The following is an 18,324-nucleotide window of genomic DNA, read 5'->3' as shown; positions in this document are numbered from 1 at the left end:
GTACGAATAGGCTTGCTTGGAGTACAAATGCTTCATAAATTGCTAGAAGTAAGATTTGGATAGTAAATCGCTAGTTTATTCATCATAATTTTCCTACTTCCCCATTAATTATATAACTTATGCCCCACTTTTATATATCTCGTATATATCAGGCTTACGCCCTTTTTTTATATTTTCTGAAAAAGGGAAATAAAATATCGTTTCCCCGTGATATAATAGTAGTAACGATCGTTCGTTACTCTATGAAGCAAGAAAGGAGGGAAAAGGTATGTCCGCAGCACAACAATATTTATTCCTTGATTTTGAATTTACGATGCCAGAGACGAAGACGGAACCAAGACGATTTTTTCCGGAAATTATTGAAGTCGGGCTTGTCGTAGTTGTTGATGACCGAGTATGTGACCAATTTTCATCTTACGTGAAACCAATGCGATTTCCCGTGCTTACAGATCGGTGCAAATCATTTTTAAATATTACGCAAGAGCAAGTAGATCAAGGAATGAGTTTTCATGAACTAGTTGCGCTGTTGCATCAATACGATCGTTCGAGGCCAAGCACGGTGGTTACGTGGGGAAGCATGGATATGAAAGTGTTACGGGAAAACTGTATGAATGCTAATTTGCCATTTCCATTTACAGGAGAGCACCGCGATTTAGCGATGGAATATAAATTGTTTTTTGGCGACAAAAATCAGACGGGACTGCGAAAAGCGATCCAAGAATATGGAAATGAAGGAGTCGGGAAAGCGCATTGTGCTTTAGACGATGCTTTTACCACTTATAACATTTTTCGATTGGTGGAAAATGACAAAAAATATTTAGCAAAGACAAAGCCGCCAACGATTGGGGAACGGATTGATTTCACTCAGCTAAGAAAAAAGTTTGCTCTTTAAAGGTCGCTTTTTTGGCGGATTTTTCGCTTGGTTTATGATAATATAATAATTGATGTATCATTTTATGCGTGAGAGGTTGTCGAACGATGATCATTCCATATATATTAAACTGGACTTTTTTATATTTTCCTGAAGATAAACGAGAGTACATTCCAGCTGCCATCACATGTACGATTTTTCTTATTGCCGCAATTTTAACGATGCGGCTGATCATAAAAATTTCGAAACGTCAGGAAGAAAAGGCAAAGGAATTAGAAGAACAATTAAAGAAAGACAATATTGTTCATAATGAAAAATGATGGTTTAATTGTTTTCCCCTTTGGCAATACTATATGTAAAAAGGTGTTGCTGGAGGGGTTTTGTGTTTCAAAAGTTAGGTTTGTTACTGGCGGTGTTTTTATTTGCCGCCGGTTGTAAAAAGGAAAACGTGACGAATTTAGAAGTTAATATGATTAATAGTGCCGGTGATTCGATCGGTACGATAAAACTATCAGAACAAGCGAAAGGCGTTAAATTGAAACTGGATTTGGAGGGACTTCCGCCTGGTGAGCACGCGATTCACATTCATGAAAAAGGAGTTTGCAAAAAGCCGGACTTTCAATCGGCTGGAAGCCACTACAATCCAGATGGAAAGAAACATGGATTGCTTCATCCAGAAGGGGCTCATGCTGGGGACTTGCCTAATATTATCGTAAAAGAGGACGGAACGGTAAACGTGGAATTGACAGCGCCAAATGTGACGCTGAAAGAAGGACGGAAAGGTTCGCTGTTGACAAAAGACGGGACGGCGATTGTCATCCATGAAAGAAAAGATGATGGGATGACACAGCCGGCTGGAGATGCTGGTGGACGAATTGCATGTGGTGAAATTAAAAAATAGATAAAAAGGCTCTACCTTGTGTAAAGGAAAGAGCCTTTTCTTATTTTTTAAAATCTCGTTCGTTGTTCGAAGATGAAAGCTATTGCAACGCAACTGATAGGCGGAAAAGAGCATCTTCTAACGTTTTTCGCGGGCAAGCAACATTCATGCGAATAAATCCTCTCCCTTCTTCTCCGAATTTGCTTCCAAATTCTACAGCAATCTTCCCTTTCTCTAAAAGAAGCTGCCTTAGTTGTTGTTCTGTCACATCTAGTTGCCGGCAATCGATCCACACGAGATATGTCGCTTCAGGGCGAATGACACGAAGTTTTGGCAAGTTTGCTTCTATGTAAGAACATAAGTAATCAATATTTTCTTGTAAATATCGCAATAATGCATCGAGCCATTCCTGACCGTGCCGGTAAGCTGCTTCGGTGCCGGCAACCGCGAAGGTGTTGAGTGTAAAAAAGCCTTGCCGTTGTTGTACTTTGTTAAATTGCCGTTTTAATGTTTCGTTTGGAATAATCGCAGCGGCCGCTTGCAGTCCGGCAAGGTTAAATGTTTTCGTCGGAGCGATGCATGTGACGCTGTTTTCCGCAAATGCCGGATCAATCGAAGCGAACGGAACATGTCGGTGCGGCAGAAATGTCAAATCGGCGTGAATTTCGTCGGAAACGACGATGACGTTATGTTTGATGCATAATTCCCCTATTTTCGTTAATTCCTCATATGTCCAAACACGACCTCCAGGGTTATGAGGGCTGCATAACAGCAATAATTTGGCACCTTGAATTTTTTTCTCGAAATCTTCCCAATCGATTTCATAGCGGTTTTCTGCAAGTCGCAAAGGGCTTGTTACAAGCGTGCGCTGATGTTTTTTAACAAGCTGAAACAGCGGAGGATATACAGGCGTAAAGACGACGATGCGGTCATTTTGTTCCGTAAACGCTTCGATGGCATTGGCAATCTCCGGCACTACACCAGTAGAAAACGAAAGCCAGGATGGTTCAATCTCCCATTGATGCCGCAACTTGAGCCAATTCTTTATGGCGTCTTTTAGCGAATTGGGAATGACTGTATATCCGAAAATACCGTGTGCAATTCGTTCATGCAGCGCTTTTATGACGGCTTGAGGGGCTGGAAAATCCATATCCGCTACCCACAATGGCAGCACGTCTTTCGCTCCAAAAACGCGCTCTGTATCATCCCATTTCAGGGAGTGGGTATTGCGGCGGTCGATGACATCGTCAAACGAATACATAAAATGCGTCCTCTCCCTTCTTTTTTTAAGGATTATCGCTTATAATTTTTGTATGCTCAACATTTTTGCTTGGAAGGTGTGGACAGACGATGGATGCGCAACAAATACAGAGCGTTTTTGTTCCATATTGTATGCTTCGTAATAAAGCTGAATATTATTTAACTGGATTGTTTGCGCACTTGGTTGCGATGTTGCCATCGTTCGCCACCTCTCATAATTTATTGTAGCATAGTTGTATTATTTGCCATTTTTTCGTGCAAATTGATAGAATTTATGTGAAAATGTTTATCGGGGGGATGGAGAGTGAAACTGACCGAAAAAGAAATAGAAATTATCGAAATATTAGAAAAAGACGCGCGTATTCCGATCGAAACGCTGGCAAAAATGGTATCGTTATCCGTGAAAGAAACAGAAGCGATCATGAAAAAACTTGAGGAAATGAAAGTGATTGTGCAGTACGCGGCGCTTGTCGACTGGCGAAAAGTAGACGGACATGAAGGAGTTACGGCGATGATTGATGTCAAAGTAACGCCAAAACGAGGAGTAGGGTTTGATGAAGTGGCGGAGCGCATTTATCGTTTTCCAGAAGTAAAATCCGTTTATTTAATGTCAGGAGCGTATGATTTATCCGTTGTCATTGAAGGGCGTTCTATGTCGGAAGTGGCGCAATTCGTTTCTGAAAAATTATCAACGTTAGATTCCGTCATTTCGACGACGACTCATTTTATATTGAAAAAATATAAACATGACGGTACGGTGTTTGACCAAGGAGATCAAGATCGTCGCATCGTGATGGCGCCATGATGCAACGAACAAAGAAATCCTATTTGTCGGAAACAGTCGCTCGTCTGAAGCCGTCAGGAATTCGCCGTTTTTTTGATCTTGCTTCCAGCATGGAAGGAGTTATTTCTCTAGGGGTGGGCGAGCCTGACTTTGTCACATCATGGAACATACGTGAAGCATGTATTTTGTCGCTTGAGCAAGGATATACATCATATACGGCAAACGCTGGACTTTTAGAGCTTCGTCAAGAAATTGCCGCTTATTTAGCCCGAAAATTCCATATTGAATACGATCCCGAAACAGAAATTCTTGTCACGGTCGGCGCAAGCCAAGCAATTGATTTAGCACTGCGGGCGACGGTGAATCCTGGGGATGAAGTGATCGTTGTTGAGCCTAGCTTTGTTGCTTATGAATCGCTTGTTACGTTGGCAGGAGGAGTGCCTGTTCCGGTAGAAACAAATGGGGATGACCATTTCAAGCTTCGTGCAGATCAAATCGAGCGGGTTATTACCGATCGAACAAAAGCGCTCATCATCTGTTCACCAAACAATCCGACAGGGACGGTGCTCCATAAAGAAGAGCTAGAAGCAATTGCGCAAATCGCAAAAAAACATGATTTGCTTATTATTTCGGACGAAATTTATGCAGAGCTGACGTATGACGATTCATACATAAGCTTTGCGGCGGTAGATGGAATGCGGGAGCGGACCATTTTGATTTCTGGTTTTTCGAAAGGATTTGCCATGACGGGCTGGAGGCTTGGATTTACTGCGGCGCCTGCGGAAATTTTACAAGCGATGTTAAAAATTCATCAATATGCGATGATGTGTGCGCCGACGATGGTGCAATACGGTGCGATTGAAGCGTTAAGAAACGGAGAGCAAGATGTCGAATATATGAGAAAAAGCTATCGGCGCCGCCGCAACTATTTTGTGCAATCGTTAAATGAAATTGGGCTTAGCTGTCATATGCCTGGCGGAGCGTTTTATGCATTTCCGTCTATTCAATCGACTGGGCTGACATCCGAACAATTTGCAGAGAAATTGTTGTTGGAGGAAAAAGTTGCGGTCGTACCTGGAAACGTATTTGGCGCAAGCGGGGAAGGATATATTCGCTGTTCTTACGCTTCCTCAATGGAACAGCTGCAAGAAGCGATCAAACGAATGAAACGCTTTTTAGATCGATTGTAGCCATGAATGTTCTGCCATTCCATCATTGGGATGGCAGAACATATTTTTCTATTGGACAAAAATTATGTTATAATATAAAAACACATATTCAATTAGGAAAATAGGAGTGTTTTGTTTGTCTCATATTGAAGTAGGGAGTATCGTGAAAGGAAAGGTTACTGGCATTCAACCGTACGGCGTCTTTGTGGAACTAGACGAAGAGACGCAAGGACTTGTTCACATTTCGGAAATTTCTCATGAGTTTGTCAAAAACATTAAAGATTACGTCAATGTTGGTGATGAAATAATCGTAAAAGTATTGTCCATCGATCCACAAACAAAACGGGTCAGCCTGTCCATGAGAGCGGTGGAAGAAAGACAAGGAAAAAAGAGAAAACGGCACATGAAAGTGAAAATGCCGTTAAACCCAGGGTTTAACACATTAAAGGAAAAGCTGCAGGAATGGATCGAACAATCGAAAAAAGAAGACCTATCCAAGTAAAACACCCACCCTTTTACAAGGTGAGTGTTTTACTTTTTTATGTCCGGGAAGTTTTTGGTTCTGTGCGCCCTAGCTCTTCTGCAGGCTTAAAAAGAAGCGCAAGGTTAATGAGTCCGGCAATACCAATGAGTCCATAAATGACGCGTGATAATGCGGAATCTTGCCCGCCGAATATAGCTGCTACTAAATCAAATTGAAAAAAAACCGATTAATCCCCAGTTAATAGCGCCGATAATCGTAAGAAATAGTGCAATACGCTGAAGTGCGCTCATCGGTAAGTTCCTCCTTAAAATTTTTCAATCGTTCGCTTATAGAATGCATAATACTCACGGAAAATATGCATAGTTTGTGAAAAAAATTAATTACTTTACATCCAAAGGAAGCAGCCTCCATAATAGAGACAAAGGAGGGATGGATACATATGCAAAATTTTACTTTTCGAAACCCAACGAAGTTGATTTTTGGAAAGGGGCAAATTGAGCAGCTGAAAGAGGAAATACCTCGTTATGGAAAAAAGATACTGCTTGTCTATGGCGGCGGCAGCATTAAACGGAACGGATTGTATGATGAAGTCATTCGTCTATTGAATGAATTGAACGTGGAAGTAACAGAACTTCCAGGTGTGGAGCCGAATCCGCGCTTGTCAACGGTACGAAAAGGTGTGGAAATTTGTAAAAAAGAAGGAATCGAGTTTTTGCTTGCCGTTGGCGGGGGAAGTGTGATTGACTGTACGAAAGCGATTGCTGCGGGTGCGAAATATGATGGCGATCCGTGGGATTTCATCACAAAGAAAGTAAAGGTTTCAGAAGCGCTTCCGTTTGGAACTGTATTGACGCTTGCGGCAACCGGTTCGGAAATGAATTCTGGTTCGGTGATTACGAACTGGGAGACGAAAGAAAAATATGGTTGGAGCAGCCCGGCAACGTTCCCGCAATTTTCAATTCTTGATCCGACATATACGCTAACCGTTCCAAAGGATCATACGGTTTACGGAATCGTCGATATGATGTCCCATGTGCTGGAACAATATTTCCATCATACAACGAATACTCCGCTTCAAGACCGGATGTGTGAAGCGGTATTGCGCACAGTAATGGAAGCGGCGCCGAAACTAGTCAACGACTTACAAAATTATGAGCTGCGGGAAACGATTTTATACTGCGGCACCATTGCCCTCAATGGCTTTTTACAAATGGGAGTGCGCGGCGATTGGGCGACACATAACATTGAACATGCGGTTTCGGCTGTTTATGATATTCCGCACGCTGGGGGGCTTGCGATTTTATTTCCAAACTGGATGAAACATGTGCTTGATGAAAATGTTAGCCGGTTTGCACAATTAGCCGTTCGCGTTTTTGGTGTAAATCCAGAAGGAAAATCGGAGCGGGACACAGCGTTAGAAGGAATTGAAAAACTGCGCGAATTTTGGTCGAGCATCGGAGCGCCATCACGGCTTGCGGATTACGGAATTGGTGAAGAAAGTTTGGAATTAATTGCCGATAAGGCGATGGCGAATGGTGAGTTTGGGAAGTTCAAAGAATTAAATCGAGACGATGTGCTTGCGATTTTACGTGCATCATTGTAATTGGGAAAAGAGGCAGCAGCGGCTGCCTCTTTTATTTTGTTTATGGCCATGAAATGTTCAAAATGAATTCGTTTACACGATAGGGCGCGACTTGATTCCTTCTGATTGTTTCGTTAAAGTGTAAAAAGGGAAAACATTTTTGTTTGGAGGATCGAGCGTATGACACATATTCGTTTCGACTATTCAAAAGCATTATCGTTCTTTGGCGAACATGAGCTTACATATTTGCGCGATGCGGTGAAAGTTGCTCACCATTCCCTTCATGAAAAAACCGGAGTGGGCAATGATTTTTTAGGCTGGCTTGATTTGCCGGTGAATTATGACAAAGAAGAATTTGCCCGCATTCAAAAAGCGGCCGCAAAAATTCAAGCGGATTCCGACGTATTATTAGTCATCGGAATCGGCGGTTCGTATTTGGGAGCGCGTGCAGCGATCGAAATGCTTCATCATTCATTTTATAATGCGCTTCCGAAAGAAAAGCGAAATACGCCGCAAATCATTTTCGTCGGCAACAACATTAGTTCGACATACATGAAAGAAGTAATGGACTTACTTGAAGGAAAAGATTTCTCGATTAACGTTATTTCTAAATCGGGAACAACGACAGAACCAGCTATTGCGTTCCGTATTTTCCGTAAGCTTTTGGAAGAAAAATACGGGAAAGAAGAAGCGCGCAAACGTATTTATGCGACAACAGACCGGGCGCGCGGCGCATTAAAAACACTTGCGACGGCGGAAGGATATGAAACGTTTATCATTCCGGACGATGTCGGCGGCCGTTATTCTGTATTAACTGCGGTAGGGCTTCTTCCGATCGCGGTAAGCGGCGCAAACATCGAAGAAATGATGAAAGGGGCGGCGCAAGCGCGCGAAGACTTTAGCAGTTCAGAACTCGAAGAAAACGCTGCTTATCAATATGCGGCGATTCGGAACATTTTGTATAACAAAGGAAAAACAATTGAACTGCTCATTAACTATGAACCTGCGCTGCAATATTTTGCGGAATGGTGGAAACAGCTGTTTGGCGAAAGTGAAGGGAAAGATCAAAAAGGGATTTTCCCTGCATCGGCCAACTTCTCGACTGACCTTCATTCATTAGGGCAATATATCCAAGAAGGACGCCGCGATTTGTTTGAAACGGTATTGAAAGTCGAAAAACCGCGCCATGATTTAGTTATTGAAGCAGAAGAAAACGATTTAGATGGACTGAACTATTTGGCAGGAAAAACGGTTGATTTTGTCAATACGAAGGCGTTTGAAGGAACGCTTCTTGCCCATACGGATGGCGGAGTGCCGAATTTAGTGATTACCCTTCCGGAACTAAATGAATATACGTTTGGCTATCTCGTCTATTTCTTTGAAAAAGCGTGTGCGATGAGCGGTTACTTGTTAGGGGTAAATCCATTTGACCAGCCAGGGGTAGAAGCGTATAAAGTCAACATGTTTGCGCTTTTAGGCAAACCTGGATATGAAGAGAAAAAAGCAGAACTTGAAAAGCGATTAAAATAATAAGAAGGGCTTTCCTTATGGAGAGCCCTTTTTTCATGGCATAAATAATCGTTTTGGAAATATGAAGTTGTAATTCCTCTTTATTCTAGTTTTTTGCGCTTTATTTTGGCAATCGGGAGCAATAATACAAGAAATACACGGTGTCATTAAGTAGTGTTTTCCATACATGAACTTGCTTCTCTAACGCACATTAATAAATGCTCGAAAAGAAAATTTTTTCGAGCGCAAGGGAAATCCGAAAAGAGGAGTGTACAGATCATGAACCGTCTATTTAATTTTGGGAGTAATAGAGGAATGTGGAATCAGTTATTGCGCTTAACAGGACGCCGAAGCAATAACAACGCCATATGGACTATATTGGGGCTGGGAATTGCCGCAGCTGCTTTCAGCATGAGAAGGAGACGCAACGCTTATTATATGACGCCAAATCCGATTCAGCGGGCGATGCGTGGCATAAACAGCTTTATGAATCAAAGAAGAATGCCAAATTTAGCGACCATGGAATTTTCTAAAGAAATAGCGGAAAAGCCAAAAAGCCTTCCAATGAATAGCCACTCCCAACAACAAAAATAACTTGGCGCGGTTCGTCATCCTCCTGATGTTTTATAATACCTCTGATGTGATCTCTTCTGTGCAGACAGCGGCAAAAACAACTGCGCTGTCGAACAGTTTACAGAAATACCATGATATAGCCGCTGATCAACAACAGCCCTTCCCGCAAACGGAAGGGCTGTTGATTTTTTGTTTTTAGCATTTTGCAGATTAGCGGTCGATGACATTGGCAATCGGGAAACATTATTTTCGAAGGGATGAGTAGAATGAAATTTTTTTAAATTATCGCTAAATAGGGAAACATAGATGAAAAAGGAGGGTGTTTGCGATGATTGAAATTCCTTCACGATTAGAAGGAAAGACGTTTCCGTTATATAAGCTGGAGCAGTTGTTAAAACCGCTTGGTTATACGATTGGTGGAAATTGGGATTATGATCATGGTTCGTTCGATTATAAAATTGACGATGAAGCAGGATATCAATTTTTGCGCGTTCCGTTTGAAGCAATTGACGGGCAGCTCGATTCCCATGGAACAACCGTCAAGCTCGGCAGGCCATTTTTATTGTCCCATAAGTATCAAATAGGGATTGATGACCACGCCGATGGCGGCAATCTTGGCGCAGCTTTTAACCAATTTGCGGAGCCGCAAGACCCTGATGCGACGTTTCCGGAAAAATATATTGACATTGGAAAAGCGCTTGTCAAAGATTTAGAAAGCCAACTGCTTGATTAAGTCATGATCACGAACAAACGGTCTCCCTTTTCGATCAAAAAATGTGGAGAAGGATTTATATATCCTTCTTCTCCCCTCATTATACCGATTAAAATTATTTGTTTGTCTAATAATATTTGGCTGATTTCAAAAAATGTTTTTCCGATGAATAATCCTTCCGCATCGATAAGCTGTAGTTTTCTATTATGAAGTTGATGAAGCAACTCTTCCGTCGCTTTCGATACCCCTGGCGACTGAAGGCTGTTTGCCATCGCAAAGCTTGACAGCAAATTGGTCTGAATGACTTCATCGGCGCCAGCCCGTTTTGCGTTATTCACTTGCTGTTCTGTTAAAATTTCAACGATCGCATATATACAAGGATTAAGTCCTTTGGCCGCCAACAATGTTAAAATCGAATCTTTATCTGCTTCTGCTTCATTTTTATGCTGATCGGCTGTAATTAAAATCATTTGCGCTTCGGCAATGTTCGCTTTATGAAGCACATCATCGTAACTGGCATTTCCTTTAATAAAATGAACATTTTTATAGGAAACCGGAAGTTCCTGTAAAGTCGCATCGATAATCACGCATCGAAGCGATGAGTGATATTTCGTTAATTTTGCTATTACCTCGCGCGCCCGTTCATTCCAACCGACAATGATGATATGCCCTTTCTGCATGTAACGCAGTTGTCCGCTCGATAACATAGACTCTTTTGCCGCAGCGGCTGCGGATAATGTAGCGAAATAAGTGGTGATGACTCCCGTTCCTAACAAAATGAGGGAAATGGCGATGATTTTCCCGGCAAACGTCTTCGGCACCATATCGCCATAACCGATCGTCGCGGTTGTCACAATGGCCCACCATATTCCATCGAATACATTGCGAAATGTAGATGGTTCAACGAAATGAATCAATGTTCCGAAAAAGACGATCATTATACTTCCAACTAACAACAATCGTACCAAAACAGGAAGGCGTAAATACGATATTAGTACATCCCAGTTTTTCATTGGTTTCCTCCAAATATAGATCGTTTTACATAGCTAGTCTTTACCGTTTTGCACATTTTTTTACATAAAAATTCCTCCCTGTTTCATACTACATCATGATAATTACAACAAGGAGTATGTCATTTTGAACGATAATTATGGTATTCTTTTCTGCAGAGGTATATTATTCCATAAGGTGGAGATACGATGATTCGAAATGCAAACAGAGAAGATTTACCAGCAATCGTTCAGATATACAATGAAACGATTCCGACAAGAATGGTAACAGCAGATCTCGAACCAGTGACTGTTGAGAGCAGGGAAGCATGGTTTTTCGCGCACGATCCGCATACGCGCCCGATCTGGGTTGTGGAGCTGGACGGTCATGTGTGCGCATGGCTTAGTTTTCAGTCGTTTTATGGGCGGCCGGCATATCGTCATACAGCGGAAATTAGCATTTATATTTCCGAGGCATATCGGGGAAGAGGAATTGGCACACAGCTTCTTCAAAAAGCGATTGAGGAAGCGCCTAGTTTGGAGATAAAAACCCTTTTAGGGTTTATTTTTGCGCATAATGAGCCAAGCTTGCGGCTTTTTGCCCGCTTTGGCTTTGAAACATGGGGGCATTTCCCGAAGGTTGCGGAGCTAGAAGGGATCGAACGGGATTTGATCATTGTTGGCAAAAGAATTGTATAGAATACGGTGGGATTGGACAATTGTAATAAAGAAATACACCGTAGAAAGAGGGAAATGTATGGATGTGATGCCGGTTCGCTTATTTACGATTCAAGACGGGGAAGGATTTGTCGCTGATGCGTTTCAATGTCCGGTAACAGGCAATTTAATTTATAAGTCATCAGGAACCCCTTCGGTGATTGCTTATAACGACTTGACGGAAGAGCAAATAGAGAGGTTAGAGAAATATGGCTTTAAGCGGCTAAATGGCGCTTCTTTCTCCACAGCGGCTCATTTGTCCGAGCAGTCGGTGATTGAAGAGTTGCTGCCGGAGCAGTAACAGGTCCCGGTAGTCATTATAAAACAAAAGGAGCTAGTTGTTAGCTCCTTTTGTTTTGTTCGTTCGGGCGGGACGCTGCATATAGCCGTATCTATTATTTGCGGGCGAAAGCGTAAATAATGATAATCGCAACTGCGCCAATAAGCAAGTAAAGGAATGAATTTGTTTTGTCGGACTCTGCATCGTGCTGTTTTTGCTGATCATCGTGCTGCGCTTCATTTTCTTGTGCCGGTGAGTTTGGTGCGGGTGTTGTTTTTTTGCTTTCCGTTTTTTCTTCCGCTGTTTGCTGCTGACGGGAGGAATCAGGTTTTTGCGCGGATGAACGGCCATACATTCCCGCGCCGTTTCGTTTCGCCTCCGCCATGGCGTCGCGGATTCGACCTTCGTATTTATAATCCCCGTAATCGTAAAAGTCTTCGACCAGTCCTGCTTTGGTCACTTCTTCCTGAAGCAATTTGTCTCCTACCCACACCCAAGCGAGCAAGCGATGATACTTATCAAACAGCGTGCTGCCGTCAGTTTCCAATGTGATGTTTCCTTGTTTTAAGAGGGAACAAGTAAATCGGCTTGCTTCCTTTCCATACGGCTCGACTTCGATTGTACTTTCCGGCGTATCGATGAATAGAAAGCGGGTTGTATATTCGCGGCCATTGACGATAAACTTTGCTGTATCTCCATCAATGCACTCTACTAATGTTGCAGGATATTTTTTTCCTAATCGCAATGTGGCCGATGAACTTGATTTCGTTGCAGGGACTCCGCCCAGCGTATGCCCTTCTAGGTCAATTTTATCCACCGTCAGCTGTCGGGTGCACTTGGCATTGCTATTGTATTTTTTGACTAATTGGACAAGCTCTGCTTTATTTTTGGCCTGCATGGCAAGCGCTGTCGGTTCATGCAGCAAGTATACGCAGTCTGAATTGCGGAAATGTCCGCCTAGTTCGTCAAGAGTTCCTGGATGGGCGAAGCTGCTGGTTGGAAAAAAGAGAATGAATAAAGCTGCTGCCAGCAAATTTGCTAATTTTCTCATCTGCTTATACCTCCTTCAATATGAGTCAACGCGCAATTTTTATATATGATCGTCCTTTTGTAATGTAAAAAAGAAAGCCCTTGCCATGCAAGGGATCGGCTGGTCGATTTTGCAGACAAGCTGATTCATGATGTTTGCCGGGTGCTTTTTTATTGGCTGTTTTCTAAAAGATTATTGCTAAATAAAAATGACCCCCTATCTAGATAAAAAGGAAAAACCCTTGCCACGCAAGGGTTTCTCGAATGGAGCATACCGGGTTCGAACCGGTGACCTTCGCGCTGCCAGCACGACGCTCTCCCAACTGAGCTAATGCCCCATTTTCACGGAATATTATTGTCCGTTTTTATTATATATACGCCTTTTTTGAAATGCAATACAATTTTATCTAATTTTTGTTTAGAAGGATTAGGCGCTTTCTATATCGATATGGACGATCGAATCAATGGTGCGAATGGCATAGTAGACGTCGGCGGCGGCGCGTTTTTGGTCAACAGATGCTTTTAGTTTAATTAAATGATGGTTGTCGTCTAAGTCTTTAATACGCATTGTCTTAATATCGATATTTTGCAATTTGAGTTTGTGAATTACGTCGGCAATATTTTTTGCATCCGCAACGGTGATTTGTAGAAGAATTTCTTTTTCTCGCAATTGTTTTGGTCCAAAAAAACTGATTATAACAGGAATTAGCTCAACACTCACAATTAATAGCGCAACGCCAAATGCAGATTCTAAATAGAATCCGGCGCCGACTGCGATGCCGATGCCAGCCGCTCCCCAAATGATCGCAGCGGTTGTCAGCCCAGAAATACTATCGTTGCCGCGTCGTAAAATGACTCCTGCCCCGAGAAATCCGACTCCTGAGACAATTTGAGCGGCAAGGCGGAGTGGATCCATCGTAATATGATTTTTTAGAGGAAATACATAAGCAGATTCAATCGATACAATGGTTAATAAGCAGCTGGAAATAGAAATTACTAAACATGTCTTTAAACCAACGGGTTTGCGTTTTAATTCTCTCTCTAATCCGATAATCATTCCTAATATAGCTGATATTCCTAGTTTGATAAAAGGATCGAAGTTCATATATGATCACCTCTTCTGTTTGTATGATGGTATAATCATGATAAAACGTTTTAAGGGGGATGGACAATGAAATCATCAAGTTTATGGAAACCATACTTTGCATTGTTTGTCGGGGTAATCTCCGTATCTACTTCCGCCATTCTTGTGAAATGGGCGCATGCTCCTGCCTCCGTCATTGCATTTTATCGTTTGTTTTTTACTGTGCTATTCATGACACCACTTTTTGTGAAATATGTTTCCGAATTAAAAATGATCTCGAAACGAGAATGGATATTTTCCATCATCTCTGGTGTGCTCTTAGCGTTTCATTTTATTCTTTGGTTTGAGTCATTAAACTATACTTCTGTAACGAGTTCGGTTGTACTTGTAACGTTACAACCGTTGTTTGCATTTATTGGCGGATATGTCTTTTTTAAAGAACGATTGACAGCAGGAGCGTTTCTTAGCGCATTATTAGCTATTGTTGGAAGCATTATCATTAGTTGGGGTGACTTCCGAATTAGCGGTAAAGCATTATTTGGTGATATACTAGCGCTTTTGGCATGTGCAATGGTAACAGGGTATTGGCTGTTTGGTCAAGAGTTACGAAAACGCCTGTCATTAATGACATATACATATATTGTATACGGAATTAGTTCTTTGACGCTCTTTCTTTATGTGCTTGCTTTTCAATTTCCGTTGTTTTCATATAGAAAAATAGATTGGATTTGCTTTATTTTGCTGGCGATTGTGCCGACGTTGCTCGGACATTCACTGATGAACTGGTCGGTAAAATGGGTAAGTGCTGCAACCATTTCGATGAGCATTTTATTTGAGCCAGTCGGTGCAACAATATTAGCTTACTTTTTGCTTGGAGAGATCATTCAACCGTCCCAATTGATGGGGGGGATTTTCATTTTAACAGGAATCGGAACATATTTGTGGGGAGAAAATCGAAAAGGGTCGCTACCAATACAAGAAAGTAGCTGACCCAAGCGTCCCGGTAATGAAATATTTCTTGTTAATGGGAAGACGATAGCCTCCGGGGGTGCTAGAAAACTGAGATAAATAAATAAAATCGACTCTTGTCGTTTGCGGAAGCAAGTAGGCTGATTTTGTAGCATCTTTTTTCCTTTTTTTATTTAAAGCGGCGATGATTTCTTCTGACGTTTTAATCCCGATTCCATGCCCGTAATGCAAGTCGTTTCCTAAATAGATCGTATTTTCTCCCTGCCACTGCGGCGTTTGCGGATCGAATTCAGGGTTTTTAAAATAAAGACAGTCGCCTGGGAGATAGTCTTCTCCCTTTTTTGTTTTTACTCCTAAGTCTTGATCGACATGCCAATCGTATAATAAGAGATTGGAAAACAGCCTATTAAATGTCTGTTTATCTATAACATCTAATATAGCCTTGTAAAATACGATAACGATGGCGGTAGCGCACTCAAAGGCGTATAAATGGCTGTTTATGAAAATATCGTTTATCGCATCTGAGGGAAGCACGCCTTCTTTTAATTGGAAACCTCCCAACTCATTTTTTATCCAAAATTGCTCATTGCATTTTGAAAGACGAAAAATAGCAAACCTTACTTTGCTTTTTGCGAGCGAGATGGCCGTATCGATAATGCGATCGCGCAAAATAATTTCAAACAAAAGTTGATGTTCGTTTTTATATACGTAGGTTTCTGGTGATTTTAATAATGCTTCAAATATTTTTTCTTGCTTTTTTGAAAGAGAAGAATGCGCGAGAAAGTCGTTATACACAATCGTATCTTGAATTTTAATCATATTTTCCTCCTTAACAACAAGTTATTCACATGTTATTCACAAATTATCCACATTATTAACATGAGAGGAGATCGGCTCATTTAGTAAATTCAAAGTAAGATGTTTTGTTTTTTATCGAACGAATCGATGAAAAACGGCAATATTATTTAATTTATATGTATGAGATATGTGTAATTATTATGTTTATAAAGCGGTGTATAGTTGATTTGTAATAAATAATTCGGTTAAAGTTGTAATCGTAAACAGTTGAAATGAGAATGTCCAATTCCGATTGTTGTGAAAAAGTTAATTGCGCTATTTAAATAAATTTGAAGGAACAAAAAAATATAAAAAAGGGGTTGCATTTTTTAGATTAAGGTGTTATATTAAATAGCGTCGCTAATGAATTAATTGAACAATCTTGATAACGAAAAAATTAGTTGACAATAAAAAAACGCTGTGATATTATTAAGAAGCTGTTTTGAGTAGCAAATGTTCTTTGAAAACTGAACAAAACGAAGCGTCCACATAGAAAAGCGAAGGCGACTGATTAGCCCCGGCAGGCGCTGGAGGGCTCGCGAGGAGGCTGTTGCCGCCACAGCGAGACCGAAGCGGCTCGAGGGGCTAGGAGCCGAAGCTGGACAATAAGAAAAGCTGAAGCGCTGCGATCAGCTCTCGAAGCCAAATGTTCTTCACCCGCTGAAGTGCTTGCACTTCGAGGGGGAAGGTTATTTGGCACAAGAGAGCTAGGCGCTGAAGCTGAAAAGAAGCCAATCAACTTTCTTTTTGGAGAGTTTGATCCTGGCTCAGGACGAACGCTGGCGGCGTGCCTAATACATGCAAGTCGAGCGGACCGAACGGAAGCTTGCTTCTGTTCGGTTAGCGGCGGACGGGTGAGTAACACGTGGGTAACCTGCCCGTAAGACCGGGATAACTCCGGGAAACCGGGGCTAATACCGGATAACACCGAAGACCGCATGGTCTTTGGTTGAAAGGTGGCTTTTGCTACCACTTACGGATGGGCCCGCGGCGCATTAGCTAGTTGGTGAGGTAACGGCTCACCAAGGCGACGATGCGTAGCCGGCCTGAGAGGGTGACCGGCCACACTGGGACTGAGACACGGCCCAGACTCCTACGGGAGGCAGCAGTAGGGAATCTTCCGCAATGGACGAAAGTCTGACGGAGCGACGCCGCGTGAGCGAAGAAGGTCTTCGGATCGTAAAGCTCTGTTGTTAGGGAAGAAGAAGTACCGTTCGAATAGGGCGGTACGGTGACGGTACCTAACGAGAAAGCCCCGGCTAACTACGTGCCAGCAGCCGCGGTAATACGTAGGGGGCGAGCGTTGTCCGGAATTATTGGGCGTAAAGCGCGCGCAGGCGGTCCCTTAAGTCTGATGTGAAAGCCCACGGCTCAACCGTGGAGGGTCATTGGAAACTGGGGGACTTGAGTGCAGAAGAGGAGAGCGGAATTCCACGTGTAGCGGTGAAATGCGTAGAGATGTGGAGGAACACCAGTGGCGAAGGCGGCTCTCTGGTCTGTAACTGACGCTGAGGCGCGAAAGCGTGGGGAGCAAACAGGATTAGATACCCTGGTAGTCCACGCCGTAAACGATGAGTGCTAAGTGTTAGAGGGGTTTTCCCTTTAGTGCTGTAGCTAACGCGTTAAGCACTCCGCCTGGGGAGTACGGCCGCAAGGCTGAAACTCAAAGGAATTGACGGGGGCCCGCACAAGCGGTGGAGCATGTGGTTTAATTCGAAGCAACGCGAAGAACCTTACCAGGTCTTGACATCCCCTGACAACCCTGGAGACAGGGCGTTCCCCCTTCGGGGGGACAGGGTGACAGGTGGTGCATGGTTGTCGTCAGCTCGTGTCGTGAGATGTTGGGTTAAGTCCCGCAACGAGCGCAACCCTCGCCCCTAGTTGCCAGCATTCAGTTGGGCACTCTAGGGGGACTGCCGGCTAAAAGTCGGAGGAAGGTGGGGATGACGTCAAATCATCATGCCCCTTATGACCTGGGCTACACACGTGCTACAATGGGCGGTACAAAGGGCTGCGAACCCGCGAGGGGGAGCGAATCCCAAAAAGCCGCTCTCAGTTCGGATTGCAGGCTGCAACTCGCCTGCATGAAGCCGGAATCGCTAGTAATCGCGGATCAGCATGCCGCGGTGAATACGTTCCCGGGCCTTGTACACACCGCCCGTCACACCACGAGAGCTTGCAACACCCGAAGTCGGTGAGGTAACCCGTAAGGGAGCCAGCCGCCGAAGGTGGGGCAAGTGATTGGGGTGAAGTCGTAACAAGGTAGCCGTACCGGAAGGTGCGGCTGGATCACCTCCTTTCTAAGGATGATACGAAAAGCGGAAGCGCCGCGATCAGCTCTCGAAGCCAAATGTTCTTCACCCGCAGAAGTGCTTGCACTTCGAGGGGGAAGGTTATTTGGCACAAGAGAGCTAGGCGCTGGAGCTAGACAGTACGAAAAGCGAAGGCGACTGCCCTTATGGGCTAGTCGGAAGTGGACGCTTCGGGTTTGTTCAGTTTTGAGGGAACATGTTTAATGTTCTTTCAAAACAGAGGCTTTGTGTCAGAAGCAGTCTTGTTCCTGCGTCTACAAGCAGGTTCGAGGGAGTTAGGTTC

At 43.1% G+C, this 18,324-nt stretch carries 19 protein-coding genes, 1 tRNA gene, 1 rRNA gene and 1 pseudogene; 14 read left to right on the top strand and 8 right to left on the bottom strand.

Translation table 11 applies throughout. From position 1 onward, the window contains the following. Nucleotides 1-268 precede the first annotated feature (268 nt). The 3 genes from kapD to DER53_RS02105 all read left to right on the top strand — a co-directional run bounded on the left by kapD (nt 269) and on the right by DER53_RS02105 (nt 1,772). Nucleotides 269-892 carry a 3'-5' exonuclease KapD gene (gene kapD, locus DER53_RS02115; protein ID WP_062755860.1) on the top strand — a complete coding sequence of 208 codons (624 nt, stop codon included), beginning with the start codon at nt 269-271 and terminating at the stop codon, nt 890-892. Between the two features lie 86 nt (nt 893-978). After that, on the top strand, nt 979-1,191 hold the full coding sequence (locus DER53_RS02110) for a hypothetical protein (protein WP_015864941.1): 213 nt from the start codon (nt 979-981) through the stop codon (nt 1,189-1,191). Nucleotides 1,192-1,253: 62 nt separating this feature from the next. Then, the gene (locus DER53_RS02105; RefSeq protein ID WP_062755862.1) at nt 1,254-1,772 is read left to right on the top strand and encodes a superoxide dismutase family protein; all 519 of its coding nucleotides are present in this window, start codon (nt 1,254-1,256) and stop codon (nt 1,770-1,772) included. 79 nt (nt 1,773-1,851) lie between these two features. Here DER53_RS02105 and DER53_RS02100 read toward each other — a convergent pair whose 3' ends face one another. Both DER53_RS02100 and DER53_RS02095 read right to left on the bottom strand, forming a co-directional pair. After that, on the bottom strand, nt 1,852-3,012 hold the full coding sequence (locus DER53_RS02100) for a MalY/PatB family protein (RefSeq protein WP_062755863.1): 1,161 nt from the start codon (nt 3,010-3,012) through the stop codon (nt 1,852-1,854). A gap of 39 nt (nt 3,013-3,051) precedes the next feature. Continuing rightward, the gene (locus DER53_RS02095; protein ID WP_015864938.1) at nt 3,052-3,210 is read right to left on the bottom strand and encodes a hypothetical protein; all 159 of its coding nucleotides are present in this window, start codon (nt 3,208-3,210) and stop codon (nt 3,052-3,054) included. A 105-nt stretch (nt 3,211-3,315) separates the two neighbouring features. Here DER53_RS02095 and DER53_RS02090 point away from each other — a divergent pair, with 105 nt between their 5' ends. From DER53_RS02090 to yugI, 3 genes are all read left to right on the top strand, one after another. Further along, nucleotides 3,316-3,816: an Lrp/AsnC family transcriptional regulator gene (locus DER53_RS02090; protein ID WP_062755864.1), complete on the top strand. Its 501-nt coding sequence runs from the start codon at nt 3,316-3,318 to the stop codon at nt 3,814-3,816. Further along, nucleotides 3,816-4,985 (top strand): aminotransferase, encoded by a 1,170-nt coding sequence (locus DER53_RS02085; protein ID WP_374720353.1) that lies wholly within the window; start codon nt 3,816-3,818, stop codon nt 4,983-4,985. Before DER53_RS02090 ends, DER53_RS02085 begins: the two co-directional genes overlap by 1 nt. 115 nt (nt 4,986-5,100) lie before the next feature. Then, on the top strand, nt 5,101-5,466 hold the full coding sequence (yugI, locus tag DER53_RS02080; protein WP_062755865.1) for a S1 domain-containing post-transcriptional regulator GSP13: 366 nt from the start codon (nt 5,101-5,103) through the stop codon (nt 5,464-5,466). A gap of 37 nt (nt 5,467-5,503) precedes the next feature. Here the strand turns inward: yugI and DER53_RS02075 are convergent. After that, nucleotides 5,504-5,738, bottom strand: a pseudogene (locus tag DER53_RS02075) (DUF378 domain-containing protein). Between the two features lie 149 nt (nt 5,739-5,887). Here DER53_RS02075 and DER53_RS02070 point away from each other — a divergent pair. From DER53_RS02070 to DER53_RS02055, 4 genes are all read left to right on the top strand, one after another. Then, the gene (locus tag DER53_RS02070) at nt 5,888-7,051 is read left to right on the top strand and encodes an iron-containing alcohol dehydrogenase (RefSeq protein ID WP_015864933.1); all 1,164 of its coding nucleotides are present in this window, start codon (nt 5,888-5,890) and stop codon (nt 7,049-7,051) included. 159 nt (nt 7,052-7,210) lie between these two features. Beyond that, complete coding sequence (locus tag DER53_RS02065) at nt 7,211-8,560, top strand: glucose-6-phosphate isomerase (RefSeq protein WP_015864932.1); 1,350 nt, start codon at nt 7,211-7,213, stop codon at nt 8,558-8,560. Nucleotides 8,561-8,854: 294 nt separating this feature from the next. Then, nucleotides 8,855-9,133, top strand: coding sequence for a hypothetical protein (locus DER53_RS02060; protein WP_223812214.1), 279 nt, complete (start codon nt 8,855-8,857; stop codon nt 9,131-9,133). A gap of 307 nt (nt 9,134-9,440) precedes the next feature. Next, nucleotides 9,441-9,845 (top strand): YugN-like family protein, encoded by a 405-nt coding sequence (locus tag DER53_RS02055; RefSeq protein WP_062677756.1) that lies wholly within the window; start codon nt 9,441-9,443, stop codon nt 9,843-9,845. Here the strand turns inward: DER53_RS02055 and DER53_RS02050 are convergent. After that, the gene (locus DER53_RS02050; protein WP_062755867.1) at nt 9,842-10,837 is read right to left on the bottom strand and encodes a potassium channel family protein; all 996 of its coding nucleotides are present in this window, start codon (nt 10,835-10,837) and stop codon (nt 9,842-9,844) included. The genes DER53_RS02055 and DER53_RS02050 overlap by 4 nt on opposite strands. Nucleotides 10,838-11,023: 186 nt before the next feature. Here DER53_RS02050 and DER53_RS02045 point away from each other — a divergent pair, with 186 nt between their 5' ends. Together DER53_RS02045 and DER53_RS02040 are read left to right on the top strand one after the other, a co-directional pair. Next, nucleotides 11,024-11,512: a GNAT family N-acetyltransferase gene (locus DER53_RS02045; protein ID WP_062755868.1), complete on the top strand. Its 489-nt coding sequence runs from the start codon at nt 11,024-11,026 to the stop codon at nt 11,510-11,512. A 58-nt stretch (nt 11,513-11,570) separates the two neighbouring features. Beyond that, a complete protein-coding gene (locus DER53_RS02040; RefSeq protein WP_015864926.1) occupies nt 11,571-11,831 on the top strand; it encodes a hypothetical protein in 261 nt (86 codons plus the stop codon). Between the two features lie 94 nt (nt 11,832-11,925). Here DER53_RS02040 and DER53_RS02035 read toward each other — a convergent pair whose 3' ends face one another. From DER53_RS02035 to DER53_RS02025, 3 genes are all read right to left on the bottom strand, one after another. Further along, the gene (locus DER53_RS02035) at nt 11,926-12,861 is read right to left on the bottom strand and encodes a thermonuclease family protein (protein ID WP_015864925.1); all 936 of its coding nucleotides are present in this window, start codon (nt 12,859-12,861) and stop codon (nt 11,926-11,928) included. 243 nt (nt 12,862-13,104) lie between these two features. Beyond that, nucleotides 13,105-13,177: transfer RNA gene (locus tag DER53_RS02030), tRNA-Ala, on the bottom strand. An 89-nt stretch (nt 13,178-13,266) separates the two neighbouring features. Next, entirely contained in the window at nt 13,267-13,944 is a 678-nt protein-coding gene (locus tag DER53_RS02025) for an MgtC/SapB family protein (protein WP_015864924.1), read from the bottom strand. A gap of 66 nt (nt 13,945-14,010) precedes the next feature. Between DER53_RS02025 and DER53_RS02020 the strand changes: the two genes are divergently transcribed. After that, entirely contained in the window at nt 14,011-14,913 is a 903-nt protein-coding gene (locus DER53_RS02020; RefSeq protein ID WP_062677764.1) for a DMT family transporter, read from the top strand. Here the strand turns inward: DER53_RS02020 and DER53_RS02015 are convergent. Then, nucleotides 14,890-15,711 (bottom strand): protein-glutamine gamma-glutamyltransferase, encoded by an 822-nt coding sequence (locus DER53_RS02015; protein WP_062755870.1) that lies wholly within the window; start codon nt 15,709-15,711, stop codon nt 14,890-14,892. The genes DER53_RS02020 and DER53_RS02015 overlap by 24 nt on opposite strands. Before the next feature lie 762 nt (nt 15,712-16,473). Between DER53_RS02015 and DER53_RS02010 the strand changes: the two genes are divergently transcribed. After that, nucleotides 16,474-18,029: ribosomal RNA gene (locus tag DER53_RS02010) — 16S ribosomal RNA — on the top strand. Nucleotides 18,030-18,324: the final 295 nt, after the last annotated feature.

This window comes from Parageobacillus toebii NBRC 107807 (genome assembly GCF_003688615.2).
Classification (GTDB): domain Bacteria; phylum Bacillota; class Bacilli; order Bacillales; family Anoxybacillaceae; genus Parageobacillus_B; species Parageobacillus_B toebii.
The sequence above is the reverse complement of the archived record's forward strand: the minus strand, read 5'-3'. Positions and strand labels throughout refer to the sequence as shown.